This is a genomic window from Pseudomonas serbica, assembly GCF_028823535.1.
Classification (GTDB): domain Bacteria; phylum Pseudomonadota; class Gammaproteobacteria; order Pseudomonadales; family Pseudomonadaceae; genus Aquipseudomonas; species Aquipseudomonas serbica.
The window spans coordinates 113,559-127,498 of sequence record NZ_JAQIYM010000003.1 but is presented as its reverse complement, the minus strand read 5'-3'; the positions used below and the strand labels follow the sequence as shown (position 1 = coordinate 127,498).

Here is a 13,940-nt window from a genome sequence, read left to right as displayed (position 1 = left end):
CTCCCAAGACCCGCATGTATGCAGAACACTTGAGTCCCCGCAGGTGTATTCGGTAGTCACTTCGAGGCGCAGCACCGCCAAGGTATTGCGTCGAATGGCTCCCACAAAGGTGACCGAGTATGGATGATCACGGACGTAGCTCTTCTTCCAACCAGCCAATCCTTTATGTACTCGATACCAACGTATTGATTCACGATCCAAACGCGCTGCTCAACTTCGAAGAACACCACGTCGCGATCCCGATGACCGTGCTTGAGGAGCTCGACAAGCTCAAGAGCGGGCATCACAGCGTTGCCGCCGAATGCCGCCAGGCCATCCGGCTGATCGACAAGACCCTGGGCGATGCCTCACCCGAGGACGTCGAGCAGGGTGTGCCGATCCAGCGGGGCAAGAGCGGACCCAAGGGCTTGCTGTCAATTCTGATGAGCAAGCATGCCGAGCCGAACCTGATTCTGCCCGAGCACCTGAACGACAACAAAATCATCAACCAGTTGATCGACCTGCACGCGCGCGATCCGCAAAAGCCCGTGGTGCTGGTCACCAAAGACATCAACATGCGCCTCAAGGCCCGCGCCTGCGGGATTGCGGCCGAGGACTACAGCACCGACCAGTTGGTCGACGACGTATCGTTGCTGCCTAACGGCTACCACAACATGACCGGCTCCTTCTGGGACCGAGTGAGCAAGGTCGAGACCCGCCAGGACCATGGCCGCACCTGGCATCAGGTACAGCTGATCGACAACCTGCCGGCGGTGCACATCAACGAGTTCATCATCGACGAGCAAGGGTTCGTCGGCTGGATCAAGGAGATCGAGGAAGACAAGTTGCTGATCCTGGACCTGCACCAGGAACCGCTGCTGCACCAGGAAGCCTGGGGCCTGAAACCGCGTGACATCTATCAGAGCCTGGCGCTGTATGCCTTGCTCGATCCGGACATCCACCTGGTCAACCTGTCCGGTGCCGCAGGTTCCGGTAAAACCATCCTCGCGCTGGCCGCGGCCATTGAACAGACCATGGTCAGCAAGCGCTATCGCCGCATCATCGCCACCCGCAGCGTGCAAGGCCTGGACCAGGAGATCGGCTTCCTGCCCGGCACCGAAGCGGAAAAAATGGAGCCTTGGCTGGGCGCCATCACCGACAACCTCGAAGCCTTGCACATGGATGATGAAAGCACCCATGGCAGCGTCGACTACATCCTCAGCAAAGTGCCGTTGCAGTTCAAATCCCTCAACTACATCCGGGGCCGCAGCTTCCAGCAGAGCCTGATCCTGATCGATGAATGCCAGAACCTCACACCGCACCAGATGAAAACCATCATCACCCGTGCCGGCGCCGGTTCCAAAGTGGTGTGCCTGGGCAACCTGGCACAGATCGACACCCCTTACCTGTCCGCGACCAGCTCCGGGCTGACCTACCTGACTGAACGCTTCAAGGATTTCCCCAACGGAGTGCACATCACCCTGCAAGGGGTGCCACGTTCGATCCTGGCTGAATACGCCGAATCGCATCTGTAACTGCTTCACACAAACCGGGCGGCCCCAAAGCCGTCCGGTTTTTTATGCTCGACACAAAACCTTGTAGGCGCTGGCTTGCCAGCGAAGGGGGCGTTGAAGGTGTTGAATTCAAGACCGTCATCGCTGGCAAGCCAGCTCCTACAGGAATGCGTCCATCCGATAATCATGCGTGCGGAAATCTGACCCACAGGTTTACAATCGAGACTCCTGATCAGGAGTAACCCTGTGCTGACTCATCTCGATTCCCAAGGCCGTGCCAACATGGTCGACGTCACCGAAAAAGCCGTGACGTTCCGTGAAGCAACGGCCCAGGCGCTGGTGCGCATGCTGCCCGAAACCTTGCAAATGATCGTCAGTGGCGGTCACCCCAAGGGCGATGTGTTCGCCGTGGCCCGTATTGCCGGCATCCAGGCGGCGAAAAAGACCAGCGACCTGATTCCCCTGTGCCATCCGCTGATGCTGACCGGGGTCAAGGTCGAACTTAGCGCCGAAGGCGAGGACAGCGTGCGCATCGTGGCGCGCTGCAAGTTGTCCGGGCAGACCGGAGTCGAGATGGAGGCCCTGACCGCCGCCAGTGTCGCCGCGTTGACCATCTATGACATGTGCAAGGCCGTGGATCGCGGCATGACCATCGAAAGTGTGCGCCTGCTGGAGAAGGTTGGCGGCAAGAGCGGGCATTTCCAGGCGGATCAGCCATGAACGTGACCGTGAAGTTTTTTGCCCGTTACCGTGAAGCGCTGGGCGTTGATGCGGTGAAGGTCGAGGGCGACTTCGCCACCGTCGACGACGTGCGCGCACTGTTGGCCCAGCGCGATGGCGCCGAGGTGTTGAGCGAGCAGAACCTGATGTGCGCACGCAACGAAGACCTGTGCCAGCTCGACGAGCCGGTCAGCGATGGCGATGAAGTGGCGTTTTTCCCCACTGTGACCGGGGGCTGAGGCATGGCCATTCGCGTGCAATCGACCGCGTTCGACCCCGGCGCCGAAGTCAACGCCATGCACGATGCCAATGTCGGCGTCGGCGCGGTGGTGAGTTTTGTCGGCTATGTTCGCGATTTCAATGACGGCCTGGATGTCGCCGGGATGTTCCTCGAACACTATCCGGGCATGACCGAAAAAGCCCTCGGCAAGATCGCCATCGAAGCGGAGCAGCGCTGGCCGTTGCTCAAGCTGCAAGTGCTGCATCGCATCGGCGCCCTGGAGCCCGGCGAGCCCATCGTCTTCGTCGGCGCCGCCAGCGCCCACCGCCAGGCCGCCTTCGACGCCTGCGCCTTTGTCATGGACTACCTGAAAACCCGCGCGCCGTTCTGGAAGAAGGAAAACACCAGCGACGGCCCACGTTGGGTGGAGGGACGTGACAGCGATCATGCGGCGGCGGATCGCTGGAAGCGGTAATTCCTGCGGCGTTCTTCAGTCAGTCTTCGCGAGCAAGTCCGCTCCCACTGTGTTCGCAGTTCCCATGTGGGAGCGGGCTTGCCCGCGAAGAGGCCATCCGCTTCACCCAAGAACCTCTTGATTCGCTACCCGACAATCGGCGGGCACCGTCCCCATTTGCCTGATTGACGCCAAATACATAAAAGTCCAGTATGGAATTCTAAGTATAAAAAAGGCTTTCCCACGATTCTGCTCTTTCTTCTGTCTTGCCAAACCAACAACAACCCGCGAGAGAACGAACATGAAGAAACTCCCCCTCATCACCGGTCTGGCCCTGAGCCTGTTGGCGTGCAGCAACCTGTTTGCCGCTGAGAAAACCCTGCGTATCGGCATCGAAGCGGCCTACCCGCCGTTCGCCTCCAAGACCGACAAAGGCGAGATCGCGGGCTTCGACTACGACATCGGCAATGCCCTGTGCGCGCAGATGAAGGTCAAGTGCGTGTGGGTCGAGGGCGAGTTCGACGGCCTGATTCCTTCCCTCAAGGTGAAGAAGATCGACATGGCCCTGTCGTCCATGACCATCAACGAAGACCGCAAGAAGTCGGTGGATTTCACCCACAAGTACTACTTCACCTCGTCGCGCCTGGTCATGAAGGAAGGTGCGGTCGTCGATGACCAATACGCCAGCCTCAAGGGCAAGACCGTGGGCGTGCAACGGGCGACCACCACCGACCGTTACGCGACCGAAGTCTTCGAACCCAAGGGCGTCAACGTCAAGCGCTACAGCAACAACGAAGAGATCTACATGGACTTGGCGGCCGGCCGCCTCGATGCCATCTTCGCCGACACCATTCCCCTGAACGACTTCCTGTCGATGCCCCGTGGCAAGGGCTACGCCTTTGTCGGCCCCGAGCTCAAGGACCCGAAATACGTGGGCGAGGGCGCCGGGATCGCGGTACGCAAGGGCAACACCGAGCTGGTCTCGGAGCTGAACACCGCAATCGACGGCATTCGCGCCAGTGGCGAGTATCAGAAGATCTCGCAGCAGTACTTCAAGTCTGATATCTACGGCGAGTGATCAATCGCTGCCGGGGCTTTCGCGCGAAAGCCCCGCTGCGATGCAGATTCCCGAACTTTCGAGGGTTGCAGGTTGAGCGCCAGTACGCTCGCCAGCACGATGAGCATCCCGGAGATGACCATGATCGAAGGGCGCTCAGCCAGAGCCACCGAGGCCATCAGCATGGCCGTGGGCGGTATCAGGTAAAGCGAAATGGACGCGCGGCTCACGTTGCTGTGAGTCAGTACGTAGGCCCAGGCCAGGTATGCCAGGGCACTGGGGAAAATACCCAGGATCAGCACCGCCAGGTTGGCCGAAGCAGGCGCGTTATGCACTTCACTCCACAAGCCCGGTGCGAACACCAGTAATAACGTGGTGCCCGACCAGATGGTGTAACACACCATTGTCAGTCCGTCGTAGCGATGGGAATGGCGTTTTTGCAGGGCGAAATAGAGACTCCAGGACAAGGCCGCCAGCAGGATCAGCAGCCCGTGCGCATCCAGTTCTCCAAACCCACGATCACCCGTCACCACGACCCCCGCACCGAGCAAGCCGCATAGCAGACAGATCCACTGCCAACCGTTGACCCGGTCCTTGAACACGAAATGCGCCAGTATCGTGCTGAACAGCGGCGTGGATTGCGCCAGCACACTGGCCGCGCCGGCGCTGACGCCTCGTTGGCCGACATTGATGGCGATGTGGTGCAGGCTGACAGCAAAGAATCCCAGCATGACCAACAGTGGCAGGTCTTTCAGGCGCGGCAGGGAAATACGTGTCACCAGGGCGACGCCGGCCATGAACGTCGAGGCAATGAGAAAGCGGATCAGCGCCAGATGTCCCGGCTCGTAAGCCCCCAGGCCGATGCGGATGCCAATGGGGGAGTAGGCCCAGCAGAGGATCACGAAAACCGTCGCCAGGGCGATTTTTACGCCTGGCCTTTGCGCGAGGTGGCGTTGAACAAAATCCATAAGGCTTCCTTTTTGTACGGCGCAAATAAGGCGTGATGCCGTGCGACATTCGAATTATCAAAACCCTATCAATTCACTACAAGTGACTTAAACTGAGTTAAGTATTCACTTTTGGTGAGCTATGGAATTGTCCCAGCTGCGCATGTTCAACACGGTTCACCACCTCGGCAGCATCGCGCGTGCGGCCGAGATGCTGCACTGTGTGCCGTCCAATATCACCGCACGCCTCAAGTCCCTGGAGCGTGAACTCGGTACGCCGCTGTTTTCCCGCGACGGCCGAGGATTGCGGATCACCCCCGCCGGGGAGGTGTTTCTTGAGTACACGACGAAAATCCTCGGCCTGGCCGAGGAAGCGCGCAGGGCGTTGGCGCCCGGCTGCGAGCCGAGCGGTCCTCTGCGCATTGGTGCCATCGAGTCCAGTGCCACGGGGCGATTGCCCAGGTTACTGGCCAAGTACCACGAGCTTTACCCAAAGGTGATGCTGGAGTTGAGCACCGGCACCTGGGCGCAATTGCTCGACGACACACAGCATCGGCGGTTGGATGGGGCGTTCGTGGCGGTCAACGTTGATCGCCCGGGACTGCAGCGGGAAGTGATGTACCGCGAAGATCTGATTCTCATCGCATCCGCCTCCCATGGGCCTTTGCGCAAGGCGGCGGATTTGCAGAGCAAAGCGATTTTCATGTGGCCGCCGGGCTGCCCGTACCGCTTTGCGCTGGAACAGTGGTTATTGCGCCACGACCAGGTGCAGCCGATTGTCAGCATTGCCAGCTATGGCACCATCGTAGGTTGTGTCAGCGCCGGTGCCGGTGTCGCGCTGGTTCCCCGGGGCATCTATGAGCAGTATGGTCTGGGCGCTGGTTGCCAGGGCTATGAGTTCCCGGAACTGACGAGCGTCGACAACCTTTTTTACTGGCACGAGAACGCAGGCCGGCACCCGGCTCGCGAGGCGTTCGTGAAGTTGTTGCGGGCCGAGTTCGAGGGGCCGGGGGCTTTACGGTTAATCCCGTCTTAACCGGTCTGTCGTCTATTTCCCCACAATCCGCCAGTGCGCTCCAGCCCTCTCAAAGGAAAGGTCCAGCGTGTAAACTGACGGGCAATCGATAGTCAAAAGGGAAACACGATGAGCGAGGAAACGATGCGTCTGGGCCGTGAACGGCGCTACCTGGTGCTGTTGGGCATCATTTGCCTGGCGCTGATCGGCGGTGCGTTGTACATGCAGGTGGTGTTGGGCGAGGCGCCGTGCCCGTTGTGCATCCTGCAGCGGTATGCGCTGCTGTTGATCGCGCTCTTCGCCTTCATCGGGGCGGCCATGCGCACCCGTCGCAGCATTACGGTGCTGGAGACCCTGGTGGTCATTTGTGCCCTGGCAGGCGTCGGGGTGGCCGGGCATCACGTCTATACGCAGTTCTATCCGGCCGTCAGCTGTGGCATCGATGTGCTGCAACCGATAGTCGATGGCTTGCCGCTGGCGAAGATCTTCCCGCTGGGCTTCCAGGTCGACGGTTTCTGCTCCACGCCGTACCCGCCAATCCTGGGGTTGTCCCTGGCGCAGTGGGCGCTGCTGGCCTTCGTGCTGGTGGTGGTGCTGGTGCCGTTGCTGACGCTGCGCAATCGCAAGACGCTGCGCTAATAGACCCGAAACGCCCCGGTCCTCGATGAGAGGGCCGGGGCGTTTTTGCATTTCAGGGGCCAGGTAAGAAGACCGTGATGCATGGCAATCAGGGGTGCGACAAATGTGCGACATGTTGTCACATCGCAAGTGTCGCACTGCGCTTTCGAGTGTCGGATTGGTGCGATGTCTTGCAAAGAAATTGGCGTGTTCGAGCGTCGCCGGATTTTAGCCGGGTCAAAAGGGAGCAGACAGTTTTAACAGGTTGTGGCGATTTGCCAGAGCCCTTGTCATACCGGGGCTAGGGCGGGGTTGAGGACCCTGTTCGAGCCCCTGAAGCTGTCTGAATCGGGGGTGGTAGACCTACTTTTTTTGGTGTTTTTGTTGAGAATCAATTTCGATAAGATGCGCCACTTTTACACAATTGGGTCAGGATTGTTGCGGTCAGGGATAAAAATTATTTCGGGATAAGACATGGTTTATAAAACGCTACATATCTACAATCGCCCGCACTGAATTCCCGGCACTGCTCACCCAGGCTCTGGTGCATGAGTGGCAAGAGGGTGTCGAGAGGCTTTTTGGCCTCATGTGACGCCCAGGTGTCGGTGCCTCCAACTATCCGCACCAAATGGAATTGGGCTGTAACAAGGCCTTTGACCACGAATTCGAATAAGAACTCACCGCTGGCCCAGGATTTGTCGAAACGCCTCTGACGCTCGACGGGCAAGCCCTTATTCAATCCAAGAAAAATGCCAACCCTTGGCAGGGTGAAGTGTTGGCGATCAAAACCCAACTGCATTGCGCAAGCTGCTTTAGAGGTCGTGAGATGAGTAAAAACAGGTACCCCAGACTACTAGGCTTATTGCCGCTGCTCGGCACGTTGTTGCTGGGAGGCTGCAACATGACCTTGCTCAATCCCACGGGCCAGGTCGGCCTGGAACAGCGAAACCTGATCATCACCGCCACGCTGCTGATGCTGTTGGTCGTGGTGCCGGTCATCGTGATGACCTTCCTGTTCGCCTGGAAATACCGCGCGTCCAACACCAAGGCGACCTACACGCCTAAGTGGAACCACTCCACCAAGATCGAGATCGCGGTGTGGACTGTTCCGGTGTTGATCATCATTGCCCTGGGTTACATCACCTACAAGTCGACCCACGAGCTGGACCCGTACCGTCCGATCGAATCCGACGTGAAGCCTGTGACCATCGAAGTGGTCGCGCTGGACTGGAAGTGGCTGTTCATCTACCCGGAACAAGGCATTGCCACGGTCAACAAGATCGTGTTCCCGGCGCACACGCCAATCAACTTCAAGATCACCTCCGACGCCGTGATGAACTCGTTCTTCATCCCGGGCCTGGGTGGCCAGATCTACGCGATGGCGGGCATGCAGACCAGAATGCACCTGATCGCCGACCGCAACGCTGAAATGGACGGCATCTCCGCCAACTACAGCGGTGCCGGTTTCACCGGTATGAAATTCAAAGCGATCGCAACTTCCCAGGAAGATTTCGACGCCTGGGTAAGTGAAGTCAAAAAGGCACCTAAACAGCTTGAACAAGCTGAATACGCAGCCCTTTCCAAGCAGAGCCAGAACAACCCAGTCGAGCTCTACTCCTCGGTGACGCCGAACCTGTTCCAGATCATCGTCGACAAGTACGAAGGCATGAAACCGGGTCCGAAGGTCAAGCACGAGAAGAAAGAGAAAGAAGTGGCCGCTACGGACATGAACTCGCATTCAGCTGCCGGGGCAGAGGAGTAAACGATGTTTGGTAAATTAAGTTGGGAAGCGGTGCCGTTCCACGAGCCGATCGTGATGGTGACCATCGCCATGATCGCGCTCGGTGGTCTGGCACTGTTCGCGGGTATCACTTACTTCAAGAAGTGGACCTATCTGTGGACCGAGTGGCTGACATCGGTCGACCACAAGAAAATCGGCGTGATGTACATCATCGTCGCCATGGTCATGCTGCTGCGCGGCTTTGCCGACGCCATCATGATGCGTACCCAGTTGGCCATGGCCACCGAGGGTTCGCCTGGCTACCTGCCACCTGAACACTATGACCAGATCTTCACCGCCCACGGTGTGATCATGATCATCTTCATGGCGATGCCATTCTTCACCGGCCTGATGAACCTTGCAGTGCCGCTGCAGATCGGCGCGCGTGACGTTGCCTTCCCGTTCCTGAACTCCCTGAGCTTCTGGCTGCTGGTTTCCGGCGTGGTGCTGATCAACCTGTCCCTGGGCGTCGGCGAATTCGCCAAGACCGGTTGGGTTGCCTATCCGCCGCTGTCGGGTCTGCAGTACAGCCCTGGCGTGGGGATGGATTACTACATCTGGGCGCTACAGCTATCCGGGTTAGGTACGACGCTGACGGGGGTTAACTTCCTCGCTACCGTGCTGAAAATGCGTACCCCTGGCATGAAGCTGATGGACATGCCGATCTTCACCTGGACCTGCACCTGGGCAAACGTCCTGATCGTGGCTTCGTTCCCGATCCTGACCGCTACCCTGGCACTGCTGACCCTCGACCGTTACATGGATTTCCACATTTTCACCAATGAACTTGGTGGCAATCCAATGATGTACGTCAACCTGTTCTGGGCCTGGGGCCACCCTGAGGTTTACATCCTGATCCTGCCGGCCTTCGGCATCTTCTCGGAAGTGATCTCGGCGTTCACCGGCAAGAAACTGTTCGGCCACCACTCGATGATCTACGCTTCGGGCGCGATCTCGGTACTGGGCTTCATGGTTTGGCTGCACCACTTCTTCACCATGGGTTCGGGTGCCAGCGTCAACGCCTTCTTCGGTCTGGCGACGATGCTGATTTCCATCCCGACGGGTGTGAAACTGTTCAACTGGCTGTTCACCATCTACCAGGGTCGTCTGCGTTTCACCAGCCAGGTGCTGTGGACCCTGGGCTTCATGGTGACCTTCGCCATCGGCGGCATGACCGGCGTACTGCTGGCCATCCCGGGTGCTGACTTCGTCCTGCACAACAGCCTGTTCGTGATCGCGCACTTCCACAACGTGATCATCGGCGGCGCGGTATTCGGCTACATCGCAGGTTTCGCGTTCTACTTCCCGAAAGCGTTCGGCTTCAAGCTGCACGAAGGCTGGGGTAAAGCAGCGTTCTGGTTCTGGATCTCGGGCTTCTTCGTCGCGTTCATGCCGCTCTATGCACTGGGCTTCATGGGCATGACCCGTCGTCTGAACGCCACCACCAACCCTGAGTGGGTGCCGTACCTGTACGTCGCCATGTTCGGTGCGGTGATGATCGCCTTCGGTATCGCCTGCCAACTGATCCAGCTGTACGTCAGTGTGCGTGACCGCAACAAGCCAGAGAACATGTGCGAACACGGTGACCCGTGGAATGCCCACACGCTGGAATGGTCGACCTCGTCGCCACCTCCGTTCTACAACTTTGCCGTGCTGCCCAAGGCTGACTGCATCGACCCGTTCACCGAAGCCAAGGAAAACGGCACCGCGTACAAGGCTCCGGCCAAGTACGAGCCGATCCACATGCCAAACAACACCGCTACCGGTGTGGTCATGGGCGCTCTGCTGACCGTGTTCGGTTTCGCGATGATCTGGCACATCTGGTGGCTGGCAATCGCGAGCCTGGTAGGCACTGTCGCCTACTTCGTGATCCACGCTGCACGTGACGACCAGGGCTATATGGTCCCGGTTGAAACGATCGAGCGCATCGAAGCCGAGCAGCACAAGCGTCTGGTAGCGGCAGGGAAAATCCCGGCCACCGCCACCCGTGTTGAAACCTCGTTGGAACAGGCTTAAACCATGTCGAACTTAGTGACCAATGTTGGACACGCCCATGGTGACCATGGGCACGATGACCACCACCACGACTCGGGCGAGATGACCGTATACGGTTTCTGGCTCTACCTGATGACCGACTGCATTCTGTTTGCGTCGATCTTCGCGGTGTACGCGGTACTGGTTAACAACGTAGCGGGTGGCCCGTCGGGCCACGACATCTTCGAACTGCCGTACGTGCTGGGCGAAACCGCTCTGCTGTTGTTCAGTTCGATCACCTACGGCTTCGCCATGCTGGCGTTGTACAAGGGCAACAAGAAGGCGGTGCTGACCTGGCTCGGCATGACCTTCCTGTTGGGCGCAGGCTTTATCGCGATGGAGATCAACGAGTTCCACATCTTGATCGCCGAAGGCTACGGTCCTAGCCGTTCAGGCTTCCTGTCCGCGTTCTTTACCCTGGTCGGTACTCACGGTCTGCACGTGTCCGCCGGTTTGATCTGGATGGCGATCATGATGTATCAGGTGCAGAAAAAGGGCCTGACGTCGACCAACAAGACTCGCCTGAGCTGCCTGAGCCTGTTCTGGCACTTCCTGGACGTGGTCTGGATCTGCGTCTTCACCGTTGTCTATCTGATGGGGACCCTGTAATGGCTAATGCCCACTCCCATGACAGCCATGATGCTGGCCACGGCAGCGTAAAGTCGTACGCCATCGGCTTCATCCTGTCGGTGATCCTGACCGTCATCCCGTTCGGTCTGGTGATGTACCCGAGCCTGCCGAAGGCCACCACGCTGGCAATCGTTCTGCTGTTCGCAGTGATCCAGGTGATCGTTCACCTGTATTACTTCCTGCACCTGGACCGTTCCATCGCTCAGCGTAACAACGTGATCGCTTTCGTCTTTACGGCCATCGTGATCGTGCTGCTGGTTGGCCTGTCGCTGTGGATCATGTTCAGCATCCACACGTACATGATGGCGAAGTGAGGTAGACCCGATGTCGCTCAAGCACTTTATCCAAATCACCAAACCGGGGATCATTTTCGGTAACGTGCTTTCTGTGGCAGGCGGGTTCTTCCTGGCCTCGAAAGGGCATGTCGATCTGGCCGTGTTTCTGGCAGCCATGATCGGCACTTCCCTGGTCGTCGCCTCCGGTTGCGTGTTCAACAACTGCATCGACCGCGACATCGACATCAAGATGGAACGCACCAAGAACCGGGTGCTGGTTCAGGGCCTCATCTCCCTGAAACTGGCCCTGATCTATGCGACCGTCCTGGGTGTTCTCGGCGTTGCGTTGTTGTACAAAGTGGCCAACCCGTTGGCCGCTTTGTTCGCCGTGATCGGCTTCGTGATCTACGTCGGCTTCTACAGCCTGTACCTCAAGCGCAAGTCGGTTCACGGCACGCTGGTGGGCAGTCTGTCGGGCGCCATGCCGCCGGTGATCGGCTATGTCGCAGTCAGCAACACCTTCGACATGGCCGCGCTGACCCTGCTGGTGATGTTCAGCCTGTGGCAGATGCCGCATTCCTACGCCATCGCGATCTTCCGCTTCAACGATTACCTGGCCGCATCGATTCCGGTGCTGCCAGTGAAGCGTGGCATCCAGGTGGCCAAGAAGCACATCCTGATCTACATCCTGGCCTTCCTCGTGGCGACCTTGATGCTGACCTTCAGCGGCTACGCCGGCATGAGCTACCTCGCCGTCGCCGCGGCCATGGGCATGTACTGGTTGTACATGGCCTGGACCGGCTACAAGGCAGTGGATGACACGGTCTGGGCACGCAAGCTGTTCGTGTTCTCGATCTTCACCATTACCGCGTTGAGCGTGATGATGTCCCTGGACTTCAAAGTGCCGACCGAGCTGCTGCTGACGTACGCGCCTTAAGCGTCGGATGCTGTAAAGAAAAGCCCCGCCTTCGAGAGAAGCGCGGGGCTTTTTCATTTACGCGCGGTTGTTGCACGGTGCATCGAGCACCTCCACCCTGTGGGAACGGGCTTGCTCGCGAAAGCGGTGTGTCAGGCGACATTGATGCTGGATGTGACGGCCTCTTCGCGAGCAAGCCCGCTCCCACAGGATCGAAGACAGTCGGTTATTTATGGGGCTTGTCGAGCAAGCGGAAAAACCGTTCGCGCACCTGCACGTGATCACTGTGCGCGACGTTGAAGCGCAGAAACCGATTGCCATCCGCCGCCTTGCTGAGCATGGTCCCCGGCGCCAATACCAGGTCGATTTCCAGGCCCTTCCTGGCCAGGGTTTCGGCATCGTATCCATCCGGCAATCGCGTCCAGATGTATAACCCTTCACCGGGCAGCGAAGACACCGAACACCCGGCTTCGCCCAGCCATGCCGCCACCCGGCTGTTCGACTCATAAAGCCTGTCTACGGTGCGGCGCATGTGCTTGGCGTAGCTGCCGTCGCTGAGCATGGTGCAGATGATCTGCTCGGCCATCTCCGAGGTCATGCCGCCGCAGGCCATTTTCAGGGTGACCATCCGCGCGGCCAGTTGCGGGGACAGCACGGCGAAGCTGACGCGGCTGTTGGCGGTCAGGGTCTTGGAGAAGCCTGAGACGTAGGACACGTTGTCCAGCCCGCTCGCGGCCAGGCGCGGCGTTCGGCGTTGCTGCATGTCGCAGTACAGGTCGTCTTCGAGGATGTGGAAATTGTACCGATGGCTCAGCTCCACCAGGCGGTAGACCTGCGCCGAGGTGAACGAGTGCCCGGTCGGGTTGTGCAGGGCGTTGTTGGTCATGTAGAGCACGGGGCGGTGAGCGATCAGCAGTTGCTCGAACGCCTCCAGGTCCATGCCGTCGCAATCGCGGCGGATGGTGACGACCTTGGCGCCGTGCCAGGCCAGGTTGGTGTGCATCGTGAAGTAGCACGGGTCGTCGAGCAGCACCGTGTCGCCGGGTTTGACCAGCAGGCGCATCAGCATGTCGATGGCCTGGACGGTGTTGGCGGTGGTGATGATCTGTTCCACCGGCGCTTCGACGCCCAGGGTCGCCATCTTGACCCGCAAGGCCTGGCGCAGCGGCAGGTAACCGCTGGCGTTACCGTATTCACCCATGCGCAGCGTGGTGGCGCGAAGTGTACCGCGCACGGCTTTGAGCAATTCGTCAGCAGGCAACCATGAGGATGGCAGGAAACCGGCCCCCGGGCGCAGCGCGCCATTGTCCAGCAGCACCGCGCGGCGCACCACGCTGAGGGTGTCCTGGGGCAGCAGATCGGGGCCGGCGTGGGTCTGCAGGGTGGTGCTGGAACGGTGCACGTAATGCCCCGAACCCTGGCGCGACACCACCAGCCCCTTGGCGCGCAAGCGGTCAAGGGCGTCGACCACCGTGGACTTGCCCACGTGCATCAGGTCGGAGAGTTCGCGAATCGGCGGCAGCCTTGAGCCGTGGGGCAGGCCGCCCTTGGTAATTGCCACCGACAACTGATCGACGATCTGCTGCACCAGCGGTACACCCGGCTGGAACTCGATAGCGGCGATCACTGCTCGCTGAGCCTGCATTTTACTGGTCTCTCTGGCAGTAAAGTTCGTTTGATTCTATACGAACTTGCTCTGACCAAGACAAGCATCTCTTTCTACCATCGCCTTACAGAGTTTCTGGATGGTCGACCTATGCCGGTCGATCGATGCCAGGTTC

Annotated in this window: 15 protein-coding genes; 12 read left to right on the top strand and 3 right to left on the bottom strand. The window is 59.2% G+C overall.

All coding sequences use genetic code 11. The features are described from left to right. Positions 1-119: 119 nt before the first annotated feature. The 5 genes from NQL71_RS05535 (at position 120) to aotJ (ending at position 3,965) form a co-directional block, all read left to right on the top strand. Complete coding sequence (locus NQL71_RS05535) at positions 120-1,514, top strand: PhoH family protein (protein ID WP_046820461.1); 1,395 nt, start codon at positions 120-122, stop codon at positions 1,512-1,514. A gap of 225 nt (positions 1,515-1,739) precedes the next feature. Then, entirely contained in the window at positions 1,740-2,213 is a 474-nt protein-coding gene (moaC, locus tag NQL71_RS05530; RefSeq protein ID WP_046820460.1) for a cyclic pyranopterin monophosphate synthase MoaC, read from the top strand. Next, positions 2,210-2,452 (top strand): molybdopterin converting factor subunit 1, encoded by a 243-nt coding sequence (moaD, locus tag NQL71_RS05525; RefSeq protein ID WP_046820459.1) that lies wholly within the window; start codon positions 2,210-2,212, stop codon positions 2,450-2,452. Before moaC ends, moaD begins: the two co-directional genes overlap by 4 nt. Positions 2,453-2,455: 3 nt before the next feature. After that, positions 2,456-2,908 (top strand): molybdopterin synthase catalytic subunit MoaE, encoded by a 453-nt coding sequence (gene moaE / locus NQL71_RS05520; protein WP_046820458.1) that lies wholly within the window; start codon positions 2,456-2,458, stop codon positions 2,906-2,908. A 280-nt stretch (positions 2,909-3,188) separates the two neighbouring features. After that, complete coding sequence (aotJ, locus tag NQL71_RS05515; protein WP_046820457.1) at positions 3,189-3,965, top strand: L-arginine-binding protein AotJ; 777 nt, start codon at positions 3,189-3,191, stop codon at positions 3,963-3,965. Here the strand turns inward: aotJ and NQL71_RS05510 are convergent. Further along, on the bottom strand, positions 3,953-4,912 hold the full coding sequence (locus NQL71_RS05510) for a DMT family transporter (protein WP_274642377.1): 960 nt from the start codon (positions 4,910-4,912) through the stop codon (positions 3,953-3,955). The two genes, aotJ and NQL71_RS05510, sit on opposite strands and share 13 nt — an antisense overlap. 121 nt (positions 4,913-5,033) lie before the next feature. Here NQL71_RS05510 and NQL71_RS05505 point away from each other — a divergent pair, with 121 nt between their 5' ends. Further along, positions 5,034-5,927: a LysR family transcriptional regulator gene (locus NQL71_RS05505; RefSeq protein ID WP_274642376.1), complete on the top strand. Its 894-nt coding sequence runs from the start codon at positions 5,034-5,036 to the stop codon at positions 5,925-5,927. 108 nt (positions 5,928-6,035) lie between these two features. After that, positions 6,036-6,545, top strand: coding sequence for a disulfide bond formation protein B (locus tag NQL71_RS05500; protein ID WP_046820454.1), 510 nt, complete (start codon positions 6,036-6,038; stop codon positions 6,543-6,545). Between the two features lie 436 nt (positions 6,546-6,981). Here NQL71_RS05500 and NQL71_RS05495 read toward each other — a convergent pair whose 3' ends face one another. Next, a complete protein-coding gene (locus NQL71_RS05495) occupies positions 6,982-7,323 on the bottom strand; it encodes a hypothetical protein (RefSeq protein ID WP_046820453.1) in 342 nt (113 codons plus the stop codon). A gap of 27 nt (positions 7,324-7,350) precedes the next feature. Here NQL71_RS05495 and cyoA point away from each other — a divergent pair, with 27 nt between their 5' ends. From cyoA to cyoE, 5 genes are read left to right on the top strand one after another with little or no spacing between them, the layout of a single operon-like run. Next, positions 7,351-8,286, top strand: a complete 936-nt coding sequence (gene cyoA, locus NQL71_RS05490) for a ubiquinol oxidase subunit II (protein WP_046820452.1) — start codon at positions 7,351-7,353, stop codon at positions 8,284-8,286. A gap of 3 nt (positions 8,287-8,289) precedes the next feature. Next, a complete protein-coding gene (cyoB, locus tag NQL71_RS05485) occupies positions 8,290-10,320 on the top strand; it encodes a cytochrome o ubiquinol oxidase subunit I (RefSeq protein ID WP_077182475.1) in 2,031 nt (676 codons plus the stop codon). 3 nt (positions 10,321-10,323) lie between these two features. After that, the gene (locus tag NQL71_RS05480; RefSeq protein WP_046820450.1) at positions 10,324-10,947 is read left to right on the top strand and encodes a cytochrome o ubiquinol oxidase subunit III; all 624 of its coding nucleotides are present in this window, start codon (positions 10,324-10,326) and stop codon (positions 10,945-10,947) included. Beyond that, positions 10,947-11,282 (top strand): cytochrome o ubiquinol oxidase subunit IV, encoded by a 336-nt coding sequence (cyoD, locus tag NQL71_RS05475; RefSeq protein ID WP_007916940.1) that lies wholly within the window; start codon positions 10,947-10,949, stop codon positions 11,280-11,282. Before NQL71_RS05480 ends, cyoD begins: the two co-directional genes overlap by 1 nt. 10 nt (positions 11,283-11,292) lie before the next feature. Further along, positions 11,293-12,180: a heme o synthase gene (gene cyoE / locus NQL71_RS05470; protein ID WP_020796846.1), complete on the top strand. Its 888-nt coding sequence runs from the start codon at positions 11,293-11,295 to the stop codon at positions 12,178-12,180. 205 nt (positions 12,181-12,385) lie between these two features. On the opposite strand, the gene NQL71_RS05465 is transcribed toward cyoE, so the two are convergent. After that, positions 12,386-13,804 (bottom strand): aminotransferase-like domain-containing protein, encoded by a 1,419-nt coding sequence (locus NQL71_RS05465; RefSeq protein ID WP_046820449.1) that lies wholly within the window; start codon positions 13,802-13,804, stop codon positions 12,386-12,388. Positions 13,805-13,940 lie beyond the last annotated feature (136 nt).

Coding starts and splice junctions, on each gene's coding strand:
- NQL71_RS05535 (WP_046820461.1), top strand. CDS start 120: ATGGATGATCACGGACGTAGCTCTTCTTCCAACCAGCCAATCCTTTAT.
- cyoD (WP_007916940.1), top strand. CDS start 10,947: ATGGCTAATGCCCACTCCCATGACAGCCATGATGCTGGCCACGGCAGC.
- NQL71_RS05495 (WP_046820453.1), bottom strand. CDS start 7,323: ATGCAGTTGGGTTTTGATCGCCAACACTTCACCCTGCCAAGGGTTGGC.
- NQL71_RS05505 (WP_274642376.1), top strand. CDS start 5,034: ATGGAATTGTCCCAGCTGCGCATGTTCAACACGGTTCACCACCTCGGC.
- NQL71_RS05465 (WP_046820449.1), bottom strand. CDS start 13,804: ATGCAGGCTCAGCGAGCAGTGATCGCCGCTATCGAGTTCCAGCCGGGT.
- aotJ (WP_046820457.1), top strand. CDS start 3,189: ATGAAGAAACTCCCCCTCATCACCGGTCTGGCCCTGAGCCTGTTGGCG.
- NQL71_RS05510 (WP_274642377.1), bottom strand. CDS start 4,912: ATGGATTTTGTTCAACGCCACCTCGCGCAAAGGCCAGGCGTAAAAATC.
- cyoB (WP_077182475.1), top strand. CDS start 8,290: ATGTTTGGTAAATTAAGTTGGGAAGCGGTGCCGTTCCACGAGCCGATC.
- cyoA (WP_046820452.1), top strand. CDS start 7,351: ATGAGTAAAAACAGGTACCCCAGACTACTAGGCTTATTGCCGCTGCTC.
- NQL71_RS05480 (WP_046820450.1), top strand. CDS start 10,324: ATGTCGAACTTAGTGACCAATGTTGGACACGCCCATGGTGACCATGGG.
- NQL71_RS05500 (WP_046820454.1), top strand. CDS start 6,036: ATGAGCGAGGAAACGATGCGTCTGGGCCGTGAACGGCGCTACCTGGTG.
- moaE (WP_046820458.1), top strand. CDS start 2,456: ATGGCCATTCGCGTGCAATCGACCGCGTTCGACCCCGGCGCCGAAGTC.
- cyoE (WP_020796846.1), top strand. CDS start 11,293: ATGTCGCTCAAGCACTTTATCCAAATCACCAAACCGGGGATCATTTTC.
- moaD (WP_046820459.1), top strand. CDS start 2,210: ATGAACGTGACCGTGAAGTTTTTTGCCCGTTACCGTGAAGCGCTGGGC.